We start from the raw sequence: 19,646 nt of genomic DNA on the forward strand, positions 1-19,646 counted from the left end.
ATGATTCGTATTGGCCATGGCTTCGATGTACATAAGTTTGGTGGTGAAGGCCCGGTAATTATTGGTGGGGTAAGCATCCCTTACGAGCAAGGTCTTATTGCACATTCAGACGGTGATGTTGCCCTTCATGCGTTGTGTGACGCTTTACTAGGTGCGATTGCTGCGGGTGATATTGGTCGTCATTTCCCTGATACCGATGATGAATGGAAAGGTGCAGATAGTCGTGAACTACTGAAAGATGTTTACCGTCGAGTAAAAGAACAAGGTTACATGATTGGTAATGCGGATATTACTATTATGGCGCAAGCTCCAAAGATGGCGCCTCATATAGACTCTATGTGTAAAGCTATTGCTCAAGACCTAGAAACCAGCATTGGCAATGTGAATGTAAAAGCGACGACCACTGAGCGTTTAGGTTTTACAGGTCGCAAAGAGGGCATCGCATGTGAAGCGGTGGTCCTAATTACTAAAAGTGCGTAAGCACCAACACGAAAAGAACAGCATGTCAGATATTTTATCTTCATTGGCTTATCTAAACGGTAAACCAACTGCGAAAGCAAAACTAAAAGCAAAAGCCGAAGACTTTGTCGTTAATGAAGACCTAGGTTTTGAGTTTACTGGTGAAGGCGAGCACCTAATGGTTCGCATTCGTAAAACGGGTGAGAACACGAGCTTCGTAGCAAACGAACTGGCTAAAGCGTGCGGTGTTAAATCGAAAGATGTGAGTTGGGCGGGTTTGAAAGATCGTCACGCGGTTACCGAGCAGTGGTTGAGTGTCCACCTACCGAAAGGTGAGCCTGACTTTTCAGCGTTCTTAGCACAGTACCCAAGCATTGAGATCTTGGCGACAGCACGACACAACAAAAAGTTACGCCCGGGTGATTTAGTTGGCAACCAGTTCGAGCTGACTTTGTCTGAAGTAACAGACTGTGATGATGTCGTAAAACGTTTGGAAAAAGTCGCTCAAGTTGGCGTGCCAAATTACTTCGGTGCTCAGCGTTTTGGTAATGAAGGTAACAACTTATCTGAAGCTCGTCGTTGGGGCCGTGATAACGTTCGTACTCGTAACCAGAATAAGCGCAGCTTGTACCTTTCTGCGGCTCGCTCGTGGATTTACAACCTGATCCTGTCAGACCGTATTGAGCAAGATGCGTTTGCATCGGCATTGCTTGGCGATATTGTCATGAAAGACGGCGCTCAACTAACGGTAACTGCGGACAATATCGAAGCAGTAAACCAAGACATCGCGAATGGCGCTGCATGGGTTACTGTTGCTTTGGCTGGCGATAATGCTTTGCCAACGACTGATGAGTCTAAAGCGTTAGAGCAAAAACATCTTGATTCTGAACCTGACCTAATGGCGCTGATTCGCGGTAACCGTATGCGCCATGATCGCCGCGAAGCGTCACTGAAACCAACGGATTTAACTTGGGAAGTGAACGAAGATAATGTCACGCTTAAGTTCTCTCTTGATGCGGGTTGTTTCGCAACAGCGATTGTTCGTGAATTGGTTGAAGAAGTACACGTAGAAAGAAGCTACGAGCAATAACGATTCTGCTTGGAGCTAAGTCACTTGATATTGGAATTTAGTCACTTGGCATTGGAACAAAAGAAAGGATACAAGATGAAGATTTTACTCAGCAACGATGATGGTGTGCATGCTCAAGGTATTCATGAGTTGGCAAATGAATTACGTGATCTTGCTGAAATTATCATTGTTGCACCTGATCGTAATCGCTCGGGTGCTTCAAATTCATTAACTTTAGAACAACCTCTGCGTGTTCAAGAAATTGCTGAAAATACCTATTCAGTACAAGGAACACCGACCGACTGTGTGCATTTTGCGTTAAATGAACTGTTAAAGAACGATATGCCCAATCTGGTTTTAACGGGCATTAATCACGGTGCTAACCTTGGTGATGACGTGCTTTATTCAGGCACGGTGGCAGCAGCAATGGAAGGGCACTTTCTAGGCGTTCAATCGGTAGCCTTTTCTCTGGTGGGAAAAAAACATTTTAAGACAGCGGCAGCGATTGCTCGTCGTATTGTCGAACAACATTTAGCAAACCCAATCCCGACCAATCGCTTGTTGAACGTGAACGTTCCTGATTTAGACATAGAACAACTGTCTGGTACTCAGGTGACGCGCCTAGGTGCTCGTCATCACGCTGAAGATATGATTAAGCAAAAAGACCCGCGTGGTCACGATATCTATTGGCTTGGACCTCCGGGTAAAGAGCAAGATGCCGGTGAAGGCACAGATTTTTACGCGATTGAGCATGGCTTTGTATCGGTAACACCGTTGCAGGTTGATCTGACGGCGCATGAGTCGTTGGGTGCGATGGCAACATGGTTAGGGGAGAAGTAAGTGAGTAATCCGCAAGCTGAGCGTTTAATTACTTTCCTGATTGAAAATGGTATTCAGGATCATAAGGTTCTCGATGCTATTTACCAACTGCCGAGAGAGAGCTTTTTATCACAGGCAATGTATCATCAAGCTTATGATAACAATGCGCTGCCTATTGGACAGGGACAAACAATCTCTCAGCCATACATCGTTGCTAAAATGACAGAGTTACTTGAGTTACAACAAGACAGTCGCGTTTTGGAGATCGGAACCGGTTCTGGTTACCAAACCGCAGTATTAGCTCAGCTTGTTGATCATGTTTATTCGGTTGAAAGAATAAAGTCGCTACAGTGGAATGCTAAGCGTAGGTTGAAGCAACTCGATTTCTACAATATATCAACCAAACACGGTGATGGCTGGCATGGGTGGTCTTCAAAAGCCCCTTTTGATGCGATCATTGTCACCGCTGCTGCTGAGTCGATTCCTCAAGTGCTTTTGCAACAACTTAAAGATGGTGGTCGTTTACTGATTCCTGTCGGTGATGATGAACAGCAATTGTTGAAGATTGTTCGCCATGGTGACGAGTTTTTATCGAGTGTTATCGAGGTCGTGAGATTTGTACCTCTCGTTCCTGGTGAGTTAGCTTAATCAAAATACTACTGGTGTAGGTGGATAGAGAGTCGATGGGTTCGAAGTTGTTAAAAGGAAGTACTTTACTGCTTGGCTGTGCACTTGTTGGGTGTGCAGCGAATTCGCCTGCGCCCGTTTCAAGCCTTAACAAGAATTACTCATCGATCGACCGTGGTAGTTATCGCGGCAGTTATTATGAAGTGAAAAAAGGTGATACTCTTTATTTCATCGCTTATGTCACTAATAAAGACGTTAATGATCTTGTGAGTTATAACAAGCTTTCTGCCCCTTATACTATCCACCCAGGACAGAAGCTTAAGTTATGGCGCCCGAGCTACAGCGCGCCAGCGTATGGTAAATCAACGGTGGCGGCAGCAGCTGTTGCTGCGCCTGTCACGGCATCAACCACGTCATCTGCGGCAAGTAACCCTAAAATCATACCTAAGCCGAGTAAAAACTCTAAATCTTCCCCTGCTCAAACCACCACCAAAGTGGTTAAAAAAGATTCATCAAAGAAGGTTGAACAATCCAAATCAAAAGAGTATGTTGGTTCTAAAGGTAAACAAAATGTTACACCGACCACCAAACCAACAAGTGATAAAGTATCCAAATGGTTATGGCCAACAAAAGGGAGAGTGATTAAGAACTTCTCTGTAGGCGAACAAGGAAATAAAGGCATAGACATAGCAGGACAGCGAGGTCAGCCAATAGTATCTACTGCAGGGGGAACGGTTGTTTATTCGGGTAATGCATTGCGAGGCTACGGCAATCTAGTGATTGTGAAGCACAATGATAATTACTTAAGTGCATACGCGCATAATGACCGGTTATTAGTATCTGAAGGGCAAAGTGTGAAACCAGGGCAGAAGATTGCAACAATGGGAAGCTCTGGAGCCAGCAGTGTTAGGCTGCACTTTGAGATTCGTTACCAAGGCAAATCAGTTAATCCAAAACGATATCTGCCTTAAATACAAGGTCTCTTAATAGGACATTGTATGAAGTGACATAGTCATTTAGCGACATATGAAGTTGTAATGTCATGCTAATTTCGCCAGGGGGAGGCGTTATGAGTATAAGCAATGCAGTAACCAAAGAAGAGTTCGATCTTGTCCAAGTAACCACGGAACCGGAAGCACTTGGAAAAGCAAAGCGAACAGTCACTAAGAAAACCGAAGCGAAAGAAGAAGTTGAAGTTACGTCTAAAAGCCTAGATGCCACTCAACTTTATCTAGGCGAGATCGGTTTCTCACCACTATTAACCGCAGAAGAAGAAGTGCTTTATGCACGTCGAGCTCTACGCGGTGATGAAGCAGCACGTAAACGCATGATAGAAAGTAACCTGCGTTTAGTGGTGAAAATTTCACGTCGTTATAGCAATCGCGGTTTAGCACTTCTCGATCTAATTGAAGAAGGCAACTTAGGTTTGATTCGCGCCGTAGAAAAGTTTGACCCAGAACGTGGTTTCCGTTTTTCGACTTACGCGACATGGTGGATTCGTCAAACTATTGAACGTGCGTTGATGAATCAGACTCGGACTATCCGTTTACCAATCCATGTTGTGAAAGAGCTGAACATCTACCTACGTACAGCAAGAGAGCTATCACAAAAGCTTGACCATGAACCAACGGCAGAAGAGATCGCTTCTAAGCTAGATAAACCCGTTGGTGATGTGAGCAAGATGCTTCGTCTAAACGAAAGAGTGAGCTCTGTAGATACGCCAATTGGTGGTGACGGTGAGAAAGCACTATTGGATATTATTCCAGACATCAACAATTCAGATCCTGAGGTTTCAACTCAAGATAGCGATATCAAGAATTCGTTGATATTCTGGCTTGATGAGCTGAATCCGAAGCAGAAAGAGGTGCTTGCACGTCGATTTGGATTGCTTGGTTATGAACCGTCAACACTAGAAGAAGTTGGTCGTGAAATCAGCCTGACTCGTGAGCGTGTTCGTCAAATTCAAGTTGAAGGTTTGCGCCGTTTACGTGAGATTCTGATCAAACAAGGTCTGAACATGGAAAACCTGTTCAACGTTGAAAACGACTAAACGATATTCCACGATATCGAAATAAAAAAACGCTGACCTAATGTCAGCGTTTTTTAGTTTTGGCTTCTGATTGAGCTTTTTAATTCAGATAGAAACCACAGTGCTTGGTTATTCTAAACTAGAGTGCTTCTTAAGCTAGAGTAGTTTCTTCAAGCGGTAGAGTTCTTCTAATGCTTGTCGAGGTGTTAGATCATCAGGATCGACATTCGCTAGTGCTTGTTCCACTTCACTCGGTTCAGGGATCAAACTCAGTTGGTTTGCGATATCAACGTCGCTTGATCTCGACATCGGAGCCCCGATACTGAGCGCTTCTAGTTGCGTTAGTTTAGCACGAGCATTTTTGATCACCACTTTAGGAACACCCGCTAAGCCGGCAACCGCTAAGCCATAAGATTTACTCGCTGCACCTTCTTGTACTGCATGCATAAAGGCAATGTTGTCGCCATGTTCAACTGCATCTAAGTGTACGTTTGCCAATGTTGGAAGTTGGTTCGGTAACTCGGTTAGCTCAAAATAATGCGTGGCAAACAACGTCATCGAATTAATTTGATTTGCTAGCCATTCTGCACTTGCCCAAGCCAGCGACAAACCATCATAAGTACTGGTACCACGGCCGATCTCATCCATTAATACAAGGCTATTTGGTGTCGCGTTATGCAGAATGTTAGCGGTTTCTGTCATCTCAACCATGAAGGTTGAACGGCCAGAAGCCAAATCATCCGATGCGCCAATACGAGTAAAGATACGGTCGATAGAGCCAATCGTCGCGCTTTCGGCTGGAACGTAGCAACCTATGTGGGCCATCAATGCTATGAGAGCCGTTTGGCGCATGTAGGTCGACTTACCACCCATGTTTGGACCTGTGATGATCAGCATTTTACGCTGGTCGTTAAGGTCGATAGGGTTGGCGATGAAAGGTTCGTCCATCACTTGCTCTACTACTGGGTGACGACCCGCTTGTATCTGTATACCGGCCGCTTCTGTCATAGTTGGACGACAGTAATCAAGTGTATCTGCTCGCTCAGCTAAGTTTTGTAGTACATCAAGTTGAGATACTGAAGAAGCGATGTTTTGTAGTCGTTCTAGGTATGGCAGTAGTAAATCAAACAACTCTTCCCACAACTGCTTCTCGATAGCCAGTGCCTTCGATTTAGAGTTAAGCACTTTGTCTTCGTGCTCTTTCAGCTCAGGAATAATGTAACGTTCAGCATTCTTAAGCGTTTGGCGACGAACATAATGTGGCGGCACAAGGTGGCTCTGTCCGCGGCTCACTTGAATGAAGAAACCGTGTACGTTGTTGTAACCAACTTTTAGAGTGTCGATGCCGTGACGTTCACGCTCTTCTTGCTCAAGTTTATCCAGAAATTCGGTTGCACCCGCAGCAAGGTCGCGCCATTCATCGAGTTCTGCGTTGTAGCCTTCTGCAATCACACCGCCATCTCGGATAACTACGGGCGGGTTCTCTTTGATTGCACGCTCTAGCAGATCCGACACCTCATCCACAGGAGACGCATACTGAGCAAGTTGAGTCAGGTATGGGTGCTTAAGCTGAGTCAGTGTTTCAGCAAGCTCTGGTAAGTATTCCATTGCTTGACGAAGTCGAGCCATATCACGTGGGCGAGCAGAACGAAGTGCAAGACGAGCAAGGATACGCTCGATATCACCGATCTGTTTTAAGGTCGGCTGGAGCTCTGCAAAGAGAGCTAAATCTTTCATTTCACCAATCGCATCTAAGCGTTGATCAAGTGCCGAGATATTGCGCATTGGTTGATGTAACCAACGCTTAAGCATGCGACTGCCCATTGCCGTAGCAGTGTGATCTAGGACTTCAGCCAGGGTGTTATCTGTGCCACCGCCAAGATTTTGCGTGATCTCTAGATTGCGGCGAGTCGCAGCATCAAGGATCACCGAGTGATCTTGCTTGTCCATGGTCAGTGAACGGATATGTGGAAGCGCTGTACGTTGAGTATCTTTTACATACTGAATAAGACAGCCGGCTGCACACAAGCCAAGTTTCGCACCTTCAACGCCAAAACCCACAAGGTCGCGAGTACCAAATTGTTGGTTCAGCTGCTGCTTCGCGGTATCTAATTCAAATTCCCATACTGGACGGCGGCGATTGCCGTTACGACTTGCCATCAAATTAACAGGTTCGAAGTCTTCAGGGAACAACAGCTCACGTGGAGAGGTTCTCTGTAGCTCAGCGGACATCGCTTCTTCAGTTTCTGGCTCGCAGAGTTGGAAGCGGCCAGAGGTAATATCAAGCGTCGCGTAACCAAATTTACCGTTGTGGTAATAAATAGAGGCAATCAGGTTATCAACACGCTCAGAAAGCAGTGCTTCGTCGGTTACGGTTCCCGGAGTCACAATTCTTACGACAGCGCGATCAACCGGGCCCTTTGAAATTGCTGGATTACCAATCTGTTCACAAATCGCTACGGACTCGCCCAACTGCACTAACTTCGCAAGGTAACCTTCAACGGCGTGGTATGGAACACCAGCCATAGGAATAGGCTCACCGTTTGAAGAGCCACGCTTGGTTAGCGAAATATCGAGGAGTTGAGAGGCTTTTTTAGCATCATCGTAGAAAAGCTCGTAGAAATCTCCCATGCGATAGAACAGCAAAATTTCTGGATTTTCTGCTTTTAGTTTTAGGTACTGCTGCATCATAGGAGTATGTTTTTGATCGGCTTTCACAGTTAACTTCTTTCGTTTATTTCTATTGCGGCTTAGGATACGTGAAAGCGTTTCGTGCGAAAAGCGACACATGCGAAAAGATGCAAATCCAAATGATATACATCTAGATAAGGGAAGCCAAAGATGCAGACGACTCAAGCTCTTAGTGAAAAACTCGGACACTTACTTGCGAAACATAAACATGTATTAGTGACGGCTGAATCTTGCACTGGAGGTGGCGTTGCTAGCGCGGTAACCGATATTGCTGGTAGCTCGGCTTGGTTTGACCGTGCTTTCGTGACCTACAGTAATGAAGCAAAACAAGAGATGATTGGTGTTCAGCTTGAAACCTTAGTTGAGTTCGGCGCCGTGAGTGAGCCTGTCGTAATCGAAATGGCGAGCGGGGCATTGCAACACTCAAACGGGACGATCTCTGTATCAATTAGTGGCATTGCCGGGCCAGGTGGTGCGACCGAAGATAAGCCTGTTGGTACAGTATGCTTCGCGTGGAAAGCGCTAAATGGCTGGGATAAAGTAGAAACGCATGTATTTACAGGCGACAGATCACAAGTACGCCAACAAGCCACGCACCATGCCCTGCAAGTTATTTATGATTACCTATCAATGGAAGGTAAGTAACATTTGTACAAATTATTTTCATACAGGTATGGACACTGTATGAATCAACAGTATAATAAAAGCCAATTAGTCACCCCTATGTGGGTTAGAAATAGATTCTAGATCGCTTGTTGAGACAACCGATTATGTGGAGATAGAAATGGACGAGAATAAACAAAAAGCGTTAGCCGCAGCCCTTGGTCAGATTGAAAAGCAATTTGGTAAAGGTTCGATCATGCGTCTTGGTGATAACCGCACAATGGACGTAGAAACTATTTCTACAGGTTCTCTATCTCTAGATATCGCACTAGGTGCTGGTGGCCTACCGATGGGACGTATCGTAGAAGTTTACGGTCCAGAATCATCAGGTAAAACAACGCTAACGCTTGAGCTTATTGCTGCAGCACAGAAAGTAGGCAAAACGTGTGCATTCGTTGATGCGGAGCACGCACTAGACCCTATCTACGCTCAAAAGCTTGGTGTTGATATCGATGCACTTCTTGTTTCTCAACCAGATACGGGTGAGCAAGCGCTTGAAATCTGTGATGCACTGGCTCGTTCAGGTGCAATCGACGTTCTTGTTATTGACTCAGTAGCAGCACTAACACCAAAAGCAGAAATTGAAGGCGAAATGGGTGACAGCCACATGGGTCTTCAGGCTCGTATGCTTTCTCAAGCAATGCGTAAGCTGACGGGCAACCTTAAGCAGTCTAACTGTATGGCTATCTTCATTAACCAAATTCGTATGAAAATTGGTGTGATGTTCGGTAACCCAGAAACAACAACAGGTGGTAACGCACTTAAGTTTTACGCATCTGTTCGTCTTGATATTCGCCGTACTGGTGCGATTAAAGATGGTGATGAAGTTGTTGGTAACGAAACTCGTATCAAGGTCGTTAAGAACAAGATTGCTGCACCATTCAAACAAGCTGAGACTCAAATCCTTTACGGTAAAGGCTTCAACCGCGAAGGTGAGCTTATCGATTTAGGTGTTAAGAATAAGCTAGTAGAAAAAGCGGGCGCTTGGTACAGCTACAAAGGCGATAAGATCGGCCAAGGTAAAGCTAACGCTGGTAAATACCTACGTGAAAACCCAGAAGTTGCTCTAGAGATCGATACTAAACTTCGTGAGTTACTACTGACTCCTGCTGTTCTTGAAGAGAAAGACGTAGAGAAAGAAGAAGAAAACGAAGAACTATAAGCTAACGTTTTACAGAGTGGATGTTTGAAATAAACACCCGCTTTGGAAGAGCTTAAAGCCTCGCATATTTTATGTGGGGCTTTTTTATTGAAGCTCTTCCGTCCTAGTCTGTGTTTACTTGGCTTACCTTAGTGGTTAAGTCGAAAGTGTAGTTCTGTTTTTTCTTTGCTCAGCTAGTGGAATATTCTCCATTTTACCTGATTCTCAATAAAATCTTGCCCAAGGGTGTCTTTTCTACAAGAAAACTAGTCGAAGCCTTAACCATGATCTACAATACGGCAAAATTCTAACTCGACTATTTTCAGGAAGAGCTGCATGTACATGAGCACTGATGAGGTTCGCAACGCGTTCCTTAAGTTCTTTGAGAGCAAAGAACACCAAATCGTAGACAGTTCATCGTTAGTTCCACATAACGATCCAACCCTGCTATTCACTAACGCAGGTATGAACCAATTCAAAGATTGCTTCTTAGGCGCCGAAAAGCGTGCCTACACTCGAGCAACTACGGCTCAGCGTTGTGTACGTGCGGGTGGTAAGCATAATGACCTTGAAAACGTAGGTTTCACGGCTCGTCACCACACATTCTTTGAAATGCTAGGTAACTTCAGCTTTGGTGATTATTTCAAAGAAGAAGCGATTGCGTTTGCTTGGGAATTCCTGACAGAAACTCTTCAACTGCCAAAAGAGCGTCTACTGGTAACGGTATACGAGACAGATGATGAAGCATTCGATATCTGGAACAAAAAAGTAGGTGTTCCTGCTGACCGTATCGTTCGCATTGGCGACAAAGAAGGCGGTAAACAGTTCGAGTCCGATAACTTCTGGACGATGGGGGACACAGGTCCTTGTGGTCCATGTACTGAAATCTTCTACGATCACGGTGAGCACATCTGGGGCGGCCGTCCTGGCACACCTGAAGAAGATGGTGACCGTTTCATTGAGATCTGGAACAACGTATTCATGCAGTTCAACCGTCACGCTGACGGTACAATGGAACCGTTACCTAAGCCTGCTGTAGATACAGGTATGGGTATTGAGCGTATTTCTGCAATCATGCAGGGCGTTCACTCTAACTACGAAATTGATGTATTCCAAAAGCTAATCAAAGCGACAGCGGAAGTTGTGGGTCATGACGATCTATCTAACCAATCGCTACGCGTTATTGCGGACCACATCCGTTCTTGTTCATTCCTAATCGCTGACGGCGTTATGCCTTCAAACGAAGGTCGTGGCTACGTTCTACGTCGTATTATTCGTCGTGCAGTTCGTCACGGTAATAAGCTTGGCGCACAAGGCGTGTTCTTCCACAAACTAGTGGGTGTACTAGCTGAAGTGATGGGCTCTGCGGCAGATGAACTTAAGAAACAGCAAGAGCTTGTTGAAAAAGTACTTCGCATTGAAGAAGAGAACTTTGGTCGTACTCTAGAGCGCGGCATGGTTATTCTTAATGACGCACTAGATGCACTTGAAGGCAAAGAGCTTGACGGCGAAACCGTTTTCAAACTTTACGATACATACGGCTTCCCAGCTGACCTTACTAACGATGTAGCTCGTGAACGCGACTTTACTATCGATGAAGAAGGCTTTGAGAAAGCGATGGAAGTACAGCGTCAGCGTGCACGTGAAGCAGGCCAGTTCGGTACTGATTACAACGCGACTATCAAAGTAGACACCAATACTGAGTTCTTTGGTTACACAGGTACTGAAGGTTCAGGTGAAATTTCTGCGCTATTCGTTGACGGCGAAGAAGTATCTTCACTATCAGCCGGTGACAAAGCAATTATTATCCTTGAAGATACGCCATTCTACGCTGAATCTGGCGGCCAATGTGGTGATGCGGGTACGCTGAAAACAGTATCGGGTCTATTCGAAGTACAAGACACTCAGAAGCTCGGTAACGCATTTGCGCACCACGGTGAGCTAGTTGAAGGTGTATTGGCTAAGGGCGATAAAGTAGAAGCAACGGTTGACGCTGAGCGTCGTGCTGCTATCTCACTAAACCACTCTGCAACTCACTTACTTCACTCTGCACTGCGCGAAGTGCTAGGTGAGCACGTTGCTCAGAAAGGTTCTTTAGTTAAGCCAGACAACCTGCGTTTTGATTTCTCTAACCTTGAAGCAGTAACACCGGCACAGATTAAAGAAGTAGAGCGCTTGGTTAACGCACAAGTTCGTAAGAACCACGTGATTGAAACCAACATCATGGACATCGAATCAGCGAAAGAAAAAGGTGCAATTGCACTGTTTGGCGAGAAGTACGATGATGAAGTTCGCGTTTTATCTATGGGCGATTTCTCTACTGAACTTTGTGGTGGTATCCACGCAAGCAATACGGGCGATATCGGCCTATTCAAGATCACTTCTGAAGGTGGTATTGCTGCGGGTATTCGTCGTATTGAAGCGGTAACGGGTGAAGCTGCTCTAGATGCAGTAGAAGCTCAGGCTAACGCTTACGAAGAGAAACTCGCTGAATCAGCTAAGAAAGCGAAATCTCTAGAGAAAGAAATCCAACTGCTTAAAGAAAAGATGGCTGCTGCAGAAAGCGCAAACATCATGGGCAAAGTAGAAGAGATCTCTGGTACTAAAGTTTTGGTTGCTGCCATTGAAGGCGCAGACAACAAGAACCTACGTACTATGGTTGATAACGCTAAAAACCAAGTAGGTAGCGGCATCATCCTGATCGCGAACGTAGCAGACGGTAAAGTTGGCTTGATTGCTGGTGTAACCAAAGACCTAATCGGCAAAGTAAAAGCGGGTGACCTCGTTAAGATGGTTGCTGAGCAAGTTGGCGGTAAAGGCGGCGGTCGTCCAGATATGGCTCAAGCGGGCGGTACTGATGTTGAATCACTACCTGAAGCGCTTAAATCTGTACGTACTTGGTTAGAAGAACGTCTTTAAACTTAAGTAATTGATACAAAGATGCCCAATCAGATGATTGGGCATCTTTTATTTTGCCTATTGGAAGTGTGTAAAAGGCTGGATTGAGATAAACCAAGAAGTCTAATGGTAAGTTAGACTCCTTGGTTAATTTTTTATTGCTTCGCTATGACGCGAAGCATGTGTTTTTTTGTCATATATAGATGTCGGTCTTGGGAAGGTGAGGACGGGTGAAAATGCCTCTTATCGTACAGAAATTTGGTGGAACGTCGGTGGGTTCAATAGAGCGCATCCATCATGTAGCAGATAAAATCATTGAAGCGAAAAATGAAGGTAACCAGATCGTGGTTGTCGTTTCTGCTATGTCAGGTGAAACAAATCGATTGGTTAACTTAGCCACAGAAATTGATAGCGTCCCCAACGCTAGAGAACTGGATGTGCTGTTAACGGCTGGAGAACAAGTTTCCATGGCCTTATTGGCAATGACGTTGCACAAGTTAGGTTATGAAGCGACATCGATGACTGGCTATCAAGCAAAGATACACACCGATTCCAATCATAATAATGCGACGATTGAGCATATTGATACAGCTCCTATTCAAGCGCTGCTCGATGATAACCAGATTGTGATAGTGGCAGGCTTTCAAGGCGTCAATACCAAAGGTGATATCACGACATTAGGCCGTGGCGGTTCAGATACCACGGCGGTAGCGCTCGCTGGTGCACTTCAGGCGAAAGAATGTCAGGTTTATACTGATGTAGATGGTGTTTACTCTTGTGACCCTAGAGTCGTAAAGCAATCTCAAAAGTTAGATACATTAGATTTTCCTTCTATGGAAGAGATGGCTCGCCGAGGTGCTAAGGTATTGCATCTGCCGTGCGTTCAGTATGCCTGGCAACACAATGTGCCATTGCGAGTGCTTTCAAGTTTTGAAAAAGGCGAAGGTACATTGATCACGGGCAACCAGTGTTTGAATGATATTACTGGAATAGCGATTGAAAGAGATATGGAGCGGATTGAGTGTTTGAATGAAGATTTACCGTCTTTTATTTCTCATTGTCAATTGTTAGGGATCGAAGTCTGTAGTGTGATCGAGGAAACAGAACGAGCAGCACTCATTATTAAACAAGACATAAGTGCTAAATTAAAACTAGTTTTTGCTGCACAAATCCGTAATAGTGAACAGGTTAGTTTGTTAACTGTGGTAGGAAGCCGAACACGAGAAATTGTGGTCAGTTCACATGGATTGTTGTCTGAAGGCGAAATTGATGTACAGCATCACTTATTGCAGCAGCAGTCTTTAACTTTGGTGATATCACCAACGCAAGTCGATATGGCTGCTAACATATTACACAATGCATACATCGTTACGCGTGAAACACAGGGTTATCTTAAAAAAGAAGTGCATTTTGGTTAAATAAAACCAATCGATAGCTTACGAAAATATAACTTTTGTTGGATAATGCTCACGTAGCTAGATAAATTTAGAGATTACTCAAGGAGCAAAGAATGCTAATTTTGACTCGCCGCGTTGGCGAAACACTGATGATTGGTGATGAAGTAACAGTTACTGTATTGGGCGTGAAAGGTAACCAAGTACGTATTGGTGTTAACGCACCTAAAGAAGTATCTGTTCATCGTGAAGAGATCTACATGCGCATTCAAGCTGAAAAAGGTAATGGTAACGTTGCACCTGGCAACTACTGATATTTTTTGCGTAGAGAAGAGGCTAGCATTGTCGCTAGCCTTTTTTGATCTTGGGGAGCGAGAAATATTGTGTGAATGAAAATGGGTTTAATAACAGATTTTTTGATGCTGCGAAGCGAACATGTCATAAAACTGTGAAATACAGACATGACTGAGTATGGTCCTTTATCGGGTTTTGTTTGCCAAAGCTCAAGATTTGTTAACTTCTCCTATGGCGTAATATCGCATCCCATAGTATGGTGAAAACAGCAGTAGCACTTGCTGCTGGATAAATTAGATAATTGTTTTCGGCTGTTTATTATTGTTAATCTTTCGCCTTAATTTTTAAGGGAAAAAGTAGTTTCTAGAGCTTGTAAGTTTAATTTGCAAGCGCTTTGATTAAATAGCAAACGGTTGAGTGTTTTTGTCCCATTTTTTTCAATAAAGTGTTTGACATATTTTCGGTAAAACGTAATATGTGCCTCCGCAAGACGGTGAGGTGGCCGAGAGGCCGAAGGCGCTCCCCTGCTAAGGGAGTATGTGGTTTGTAGCCGCATCGAGGGTTCGAATCCCTCCCTCACCGCCATTTCTTGCGAGTCTAAAATTAGCAAATTAGGCAATATAAATGTGCGCTCTTAGCTCAGCTGGATAGAGTACCTGGCTACGAACCAGGCGGTCGGAGGTTCGAATCCTCCAGAGCGCGCCATTCTCTTTACTCTTCTTTGTAAGTGTTTTGAGAATAATGAATTAGGTGAGGTGGCCGAGTGGCCGAAGGCGCTCCCCTGCTAAGGGAGTATGTGGTTTGTAGCCGCATCGAGGGTTCGAATCCCTCCCTCACCGCCATTCATTACAGGCCAATGGCCTTTTTTTTTCTTCGTAGCAAGAAGAATGTGATATGTTTCACAACTTCATTCTAAGTGAATGAACACTGTGCGTCCTTAGCTCAGCTGGATAGAGTACCTGGCTACGAACCAGGCGGTCGGAGGTTCGAATCCTCCAGGACGCGCCACTAATTAAGGGCTTCTTTCTTACGAGAATGAAAATCCTTGTATTGAATTACTGATTACGGTGAATTGACACTAAAACCGTGCGCTCTTAGCTCAGCTGGATAGAGTACCTGGCTACGAACCAGGCGGTCGGAGGTTCGAATCCTCCAGAGCGCGCCACTATTTAGGGTTTAGTTCTTATATGAATTTGAATCCTGATATTGATAAATCGTTCATCGAGAATTAATATCAAAAACCGTGCGTCCTTAGCTCAGCTGGATAGAGTCCCTGGCTACGAACCAGGCGGTCGGAGGATCGAATCCTCCAGGACGCGCCACTCTTTAGGGTTTCCTTGTGAACTCCTGATATTGGGAATACTGATATCGAAAACCGTGCGCTCTTAGCTCAGCTGGATAGAGTACCTGGCTACGAACCAGGCGGTCGGAGGTTCGAATCCTCCAGAGCGCGCCACTATTTAGGGTTTCTTTTATGAACCCCTGATATTGGGAATACCGATATCGAAAACTGCGCGTCCTTAGCTCAGCTGGATAGAGTACCTGGCTACGAACCAGGCGGTCGGAGGTTCGAATCCTCCAGGACGCGCCACTCTTTAGGGTTTCCTTGTGAACTCCTGATATTGGAAATACTGATATCGAAAACCGTGCGTCCTTAGCTCAGCTGGATAGAGTACCTGGCTACGAACCAGGCGGTCGGAGGTTCGAATCCTCCAGGACGCGCCACTATTTAGGGCTTCTTTCTTATAAGAATGAAATCCTTATATTGATCTGTTGTTAGTAACAATGAATTGATATTAAAACCGTGCGCTCTTAGCTCAGCTGGATAGAGTACCTGGCTACGAACCAGGCGGTCGGAGGTTCGAATCCTCCAGAGCGCGCCACATTATTAAAAAAAGCCTCGTTTATACGAGGCTTTTTTTATATCTGCTGTAATTTTGTTGCGATAATGTTAAATTTACTCAGGGTTTAACTTGTTGTATTTAAAGTAATTATATAGTGCTTCTTTATTATTCTACCTTTCCCATATCAATTCTTAGCAAAGCCTCTTTTAAGTCACAGTTTAAATACCTAAAAATGACGTATTTGACAGATTTATGTGATCTGAACGGCGAATAATTAACCCTATGTGTGCGTTATCCGTAACAGAACCTTAAACAAAATTGACAAACTTTTACCAATCGAGATAATCCATGGGTCGGGATCACTATTCGCTGAAATCCTGTCATATGTCAGGATGACGAAGAAAGGAAGCAACATGACTAATATTGGAAGCCTGCTAGGAGATGCGGCGACTCTAATGATAACGGGGATGTCCGTTGTCTTTATTTTCCTAACTATTCTAGTTTACCTCGTTCGGTTGATGTCAAAACTGGTACCAGAAGAAGTACCAGAGCCGATCGCAGCACCTAAAAAAAATCAAAAATCACAATCAAACCCTTCAGCTGTTAGTCCACAAGTTGTGGCAGCAATTTCGGCCGCGGTTCATCAATACCGTGCGTCTACTGCTAAGTAGCATTTAAAGGATTAAAAAGGAGTTTATGAGCATGTCTAAACCACTAGCTATCACAGATGTGGTACTTCGTGACGCGCACCAGTCACTATTTGCTACTCGTATGCGTATCGAAGATATGCTGCCAATTGCGGCAGAGCTGGATAAAGTCGGTTACTGGTCACTTGAGACTTGGGGCGGCGCGACGTTTGATTCGTGTATCCGTTTTCTTGGCGAGGATCCATGGGAGCGTTTGCGTGAGCTGAAAAAAGCGATGCCAAAAACACCAATGCAGATGCTACTGCGTGGTCAAAACCTATTGGGCTACCGTCACTACGCGGATGATGTAGTAGAAAAATTTGTTGAACGTGCCCATAAAAACGGCATGGACGTATTCCGTATCTTTGATGCGATGAATGACGTACGTAACTTTGAAAAAGCAGTGAAAGCAACGATCGACGTTGGTGGCCACGCTCAAGGTACGTTGTCTTATACAACCAGTCCGGTTCACAACTCAGATACTTGGGTTGATTTGGCCAAGCGTCTAGAAGACCTAGGTTGTCACTCACTATGTATCAAAGATATGTCAGGTTTATTGAAGCCCTATGAAGCGGAAGAGCTGATTACACGTATCAAAGCATCGTGTGACGTTCCTCTAGCGTTGCATAGCCACGCGACAACCGGTCTATCGACTGCAACAGCGGTTAAAGCCGTTGAGGCGGGTATCGATATTCTAGACACGGCTATCTCTTCAATGAGCTGTACTTACGGTCACACGCCAACCGAAACGGTTGTTGCGATGTTAGAAGGTACAGAGCGTGATACCAATCTTAAGCTTGATCAGATCGAACCCATCGCGGCTTACTTCCGTGATGTACGTAAAAAATACGCGAAATGGGAAGGTCAGCTAAAAGGTGTTGATTCACGTATCTTGATTGCTCAGGTTCCTGGCGGCATGTTAACCAACATGGAAGGCCAGCTTAAAGAACAGGGCGCAGCCGACCGTATGGACGAAGTGCTCGAAGAGATCCCTCGCGTACGTAAAGAGCTTGGGTACATTCCTTTGGTAACACCAACGTCTCAGATTGTCGGTACTCAAGCGGTTATTAACGTCTTAACAGGTGAACGCTATAAGAGCATCACGAAAGAAACTGCTGGTCTACTGAAAGGTGAATACGGTCAAGCTCCTGCTGAGGTTGATGTAGAACTGCAAACGAAAGTATTGGATGGCGCAGAGCCGATTACTTGTCGTCCTGCTGACTTACTTAAGTCTGAAATGGATACGTTAACGACGGATCTGTTAGAGAAAGCGAAATCAGAGGGCATTTCACTCGCTGAAGATACGGTTGATGATGTGCTTACTTACGCATTGTTTCCACAAGTTGGTCTTAAGTTCCTTAAGAATCGTCGTAACCCTGAAGCATTTGAACCTGCACCAATGCTAGAAACAGAGGCTCCAGTTGTAGCTGCTCCTGTACAAGCTTCTGGTGGCATTGAAAGCTACAGCGTGAAGGTGGATGGTCAAGTTTATGATGTTGAAGTTGGCCCACAAGGTGAACTTACATCAGTGGCGCCATCAGCAAAACATACTCAAGCGGCTCAGGCTGCACCAGTAGTAGCTTCTGACGCTGAAGCGGTTCCTGCTCCACTTGCGGGGAACATTTTTAAGGTCATCGTTCAGGCGGGGGCTGAGGTTGCTGAAGGTGATGTTCTGCTTATCCTAGAAGCAATGAAGATGGAAACGGAAGTTCGTGCTGCTCGTGGTGGTATCGTTCAAGAGTTGAATGTTAAAGAAGGCGATGCAGTTACTGTAGGCGCTCCACTACTAAGTTTAGCATAAGGGAGTAGCATGGAAGGATTGATGACCTTATGGTCGGAAACAGGGATTGCTAACTTTGAGTTTGGCCAAATCTGTATGATGCTGATTGGTTGCTTACTGTTGTTTTTGGCAATTCGTAAAGGATTTGAACCGTTACTTCTACTACCGATTGGCTTTGGTGCTGTATTAGCAAACATTCCAAATGCTGGGTTTACTGAGCCCGGCGGTTTGCTTTACTACGTTTACTACATTGGTATTGAGACCGGTATTTTCCCACTGCTGATCTTTATGGGTGTTGGTGCGATGACGGACTTCGGTGCGTTGATTGCGAACCCTAAAACGTTGTGGCTAGGGGCTGCGGCTCAGTTTGGTATCTTTGCAACGCTATTTGGCGCGATCTTGCTGAACTATGTTCCAGGAATGGAATTCTCAATGGCAGATGCTTCGTCAATTGCGATCATTGGTGGTGCCGATGGCCCAACCGCGATCTTCTTGGCGAGTAAGTTATCTCCTGACCTACTAGGTGCCATTGCAGTAGCGGCTTATAGCTACATGGCTTTGGTTCCTATCATTCAGCCACCAATCATGAAAGCGTTAACGTCTCCTGAAGAGCGCAAGATTAAGATGGCTCAACTTCGTCACGTTAGTAAAGTCGAGAAGATTCTTTTCCCACTTGCTGTACTACTGATGACGATTTTGTTCCTACCTTCAGCAACACCTCTCGTAGGTATGTTTTGCCTAGGTAACTTAATGCGTGAAGCGGGTGTGGTGGATCGCCTTTCAAAAACAGCTCAAAACGAACTGATTAACGTTGTGACTATTTTCCTTGGTCTCGGTGTTGGTTCTAAGCTTCAAGCGGATACGTTCTTGAACTTAGAGACGCTAGGTATTCTAGGTTTAGGTGCGGTGGCGTTCAGTATCGGTACGGCGGGTGGTGTATTGATGGCGAAGGTTCTAAATCGCTTCTCGAAAGAAGACATCAACCCATTAATTGGCGCAGCTGGTGTATCTGCGGTTCCGATGGCGGCTCGTGTTGTCAACAAGGTTGGACTTGAGGCAAACCCTCAGAACTTCTTGTTGATGCATGCAATGGGTCCGAACGTAGCAGGTGTGCTTGGTAGTGCGGTTGCGGCGGGTATTCTATTAGCTCTCGTGGGCTAGTGGTTTTGCTGAGTCATGTATCGTTACGTTAATTGGTCGTCAATTTACGAATGAGCGGTTAACTTAGCCTTATTAAATGGTTTATAGTCAA

At 45.0% G+C, this 19,646-nt stretch carries 15 protein-coding genes and 10 tRNA genes; 24 read left to right on the forward strand and 1 reads right to left on the reverse strand.

Features of this window, described 5'->3' with window-relative positions; translation table 11 throughout:
* The 6 genes from ispF (at position 1) to rpoS (ending at position 5,024) form a co-directional block, all read left to right on the forward strand.
* On the forward strand, positions 1 to 480 hold the full coding sequence (gene ispF, locus WR49_RS05025) for a 2-C-methyl-D-erythritol 2,4-cyclodiphosphate synthase (RefSeq protein WP_017056578.1): 480 nt from the start codon (positions 1 to 3) through the stop codon (positions 478 to 480).
* 22 nt (positions 481 to 502) lie between these two features.
* A complete protein-coding gene (gene truD / locus WR49_RS05030) occupies positions 503 to 1,549 on the forward strand; it encodes a tRNA pseudouridine(13) synthase TruD (protein WP_046223294.1) in 1,047 nt (348 codons plus the stop codon).
* Positions 1,550 to 1,624: 75 nt separating this feature from the next.
* The gene (surE, locus tag WR49_RS05035) at positions 1,625 to 2,368 is read left to right on the forward strand and encodes a 5'/3'-nucleotidase SurE (protein ID WP_046223295.1); all 744 of its coding nucleotides are present in this window, start codon (positions 1,625 to 1,627) and stop codon (positions 2,366 to 2,368) included.
* The gene (locus WR49_RS05040) at positions 2,369 to 2,995 is read left to right on the forward strand and encodes a protein-L-isoaspartate(D-aspartate) O-methyltransferase (RefSeq protein ID WP_046223296.1); all 627 of its coding nucleotides are present in this window, start codon (positions 2,369 to 2,371) and stop codon (positions 2,993 to 2,995) included.
* Between the two features lie 35 nt (positions 2,996 to 3,030).
* The gene (gene nlpD, locus WR49_RS05045) at positions 3,031 to 3,945 is read left to right on the forward strand and encodes a murein hydrolase activator NlpD (RefSeq protein WP_046223297.1); all 915 of its coding nucleotides are present in this window, start codon (positions 3,031 to 3,033) and stop codon (positions 3,943 to 3,945) included.
* A gap of 98 nt (positions 3,946 to 4,043) precedes the next feature.
* On the forward strand, positions 4,044 to 5,024 hold the full coding sequence (rpoS, locus tag WR49_RS05050; RefSeq protein ID WP_017056583.1) for an RNA polymerase sigma factor RpoS: 981 nt from the start codon (positions 4,044 to 4,046) through the stop codon (positions 5,022 to 5,024).
* A gap of 135 nt (positions 5,025 to 5,159) precedes the next feature.
* Here the strand turns inward: rpoS and mutS are convergent, their stop codons facing one another.
* Positions 5,160 to 7,721, reverse strand: a complete 2,562-nt coding sequence (gene mutS, locus WR49_RS05055; protein WP_046223298.1) for a DNA mismatch repair protein MutS — start codon at positions 7,719 to 7,721, stop codon at positions 5,160 to 5,162.
* 123 nt (positions 7,722 to 7,844) lie between these two features.
* Here mutS and pncC point away from each other — a divergent pair, with 123 nt between their 5' ends.
* From pncC to WR49_RS05145, 18 genes are all read left to right on the forward strand, one after another.
* Complete coding sequence (pncC, locus tag WR49_RS05060) at positions 7,845 to 8,339, forward strand: nicotinamide-nucleotide amidase (protein ID WP_017056585.1); 495 nt, start codon at positions 7,845 to 7,847, stop codon at positions 8,337 to 8,339.
* Between the two features lie 139 nt (positions 8,340 to 8,478).
* The gene (gene recA, locus WR49_RS05065; RefSeq protein ID WP_017056586.1) at positions 8,479 to 9,519 is read left to right on the forward strand and encodes a recombinase RecA; all 1,041 of its coding nucleotides are present in this window, start codon (positions 8,479 to 8,481) and stop codon (positions 9,517 to 9,519) included.
* Between the two features lie 315 nt (positions 9,520 to 9,834).
* Entirely contained in the window at positions 9,835 to 12,417 is a 2,583-nt protein-coding gene (gene alaS / locus WR49_RS05070; RefSeq protein WP_046223299.1) for an alanine--tRNA ligase, read from the forward strand.
* Between the two features lie 215 nt (positions 12,418 to 12,632).
* On the forward strand, positions 12,633 to 13,814 hold the full coding sequence (locus tag WR49_RS05075) for an aspartate kinase (RefSeq protein ID WP_082082742.1): 1,182 nt from the start codon (positions 12,633 to 12,635) through the stop codon (positions 13,812 to 13,814).
* Positions 13,815 to 13,906: 92 nt separating this feature from the next.
* Positions 13,907 to 14,104: a carbon storage regulator CsrA gene (csrA, locus tag WR49_RS05080; protein ID WP_009847619.1), complete on the forward strand. Its 198-nt coding sequence runs from the start codon at positions 13,907 to 13,909 to the stop codon at positions 14,102 to 14,104.
* A gap of 472 nt (positions 14,105 to 14,576) precedes the next feature.
* A tRNA-Ser gene (locus WR49_RS05085) sits at positions 14,577 to 14,669 on the forward strand.
* Positions 14,670 to 14,712: 43 nt separating this feature from the next.
* Positions 14,713 to 14,789, forward strand: a tRNA-Arg gene (locus WR49_RS05090).
* A 44-nt stretch (positions 14,790 to 14,833) separates the two neighbouring features.
* A tRNA-Ser gene (locus WR49_RS05095) sits at positions 14,834 to 14,926 on the forward strand.
* Between the two features lie 89 nt (positions 14,927 to 15,015).
* Positions 15,016 to 15,092, forward strand: a tRNA-Arg gene (locus WR49_RS05100).
* A gap of 80 nt (positions 15,093 to 15,172) precedes the next feature.
* Positions 15,173 to 15,249 (forward strand) — tRNA-Arg (locus WR49_RS05105).
* A gap of 80 nt (positions 15,250 to 15,329) precedes the next feature.
* Positions 15,330 to 15,406: transfer RNA gene (locus WR49_RS05110), tRNA-Arg, on the forward strand.
* Positions 15,407 to 15,463: 57 nt separating this feature from the next.
* Positions 15,464 to 15,540: transfer RNA gene (locus WR49_RS05115), tRNA-Arg, on the forward strand.
* A gap of 58 nt (positions 15,541 to 15,598) precedes the next feature.
* A tRNA-Arg gene (locus WR49_RS05120) sits at positions 15,599 to 15,675 on the forward strand.
* A 57-nt stretch (positions 15,676 to 15,732) separates the two neighbouring features.
* Positions 15,733 to 15,809 (forward strand) — tRNA-Arg (locus WR49_RS05125).
* A gap of 81 nt (positions 15,810 to 15,890) precedes the next feature.
* Positions 15,891 to 15,967 (forward strand) — tRNA-Arg (locus tag WR49_RS05130).
* A 374-nt stretch (positions 15,968 to 16,341) separates the two neighbouring features.
* Entirely contained in the window at positions 16,342 to 16,599 is a 258-nt protein-coding gene (locus WR49_RS05135; protein WP_017056589.1) for an oxaloacetate decarboxylase subunit gamma, read from the forward strand.
* 31 nt (positions 16,600 to 16,630) lie between these two features.
* The gene (gene oadA / locus WR49_RS05140; RefSeq protein ID WP_046223301.1) at positions 16,631 to 18,415 is read left to right on the forward strand and encodes a sodium-extruding oxaloacetate decarboxylase subunit alpha; all 1,785 of its coding nucleotides are present in this window, start codon (positions 16,631 to 16,633) and stop codon (positions 18,413 to 18,415) included.
* A 9-nt stretch (positions 18,416 to 18,424) separates the two neighbouring features.
* Complete coding sequence (locus tag WR49_RS05145; RefSeq protein WP_029627012.1) at positions 18,425 to 19,555, forward strand: sodium ion-translocating decarboxylase subunit beta; 1,131 nt, start codon at positions 18,425 to 18,427, stop codon at positions 19,553 to 19,555.
* The last annotated feature ends 91 nt before the right edge of the window (positions 19,556 to 19,646 follow it).

Source organism: Vibrio sp. ECSMB14106 (assembly GCF_000972265.1).
GTDB classification, from domain to species: domain Bacteria; phylum Pseudomonadota; class Gammaproteobacteria; order Enterobacterales; family Vibrionaceae; genus Vibrio; species Vibrio kanaloae.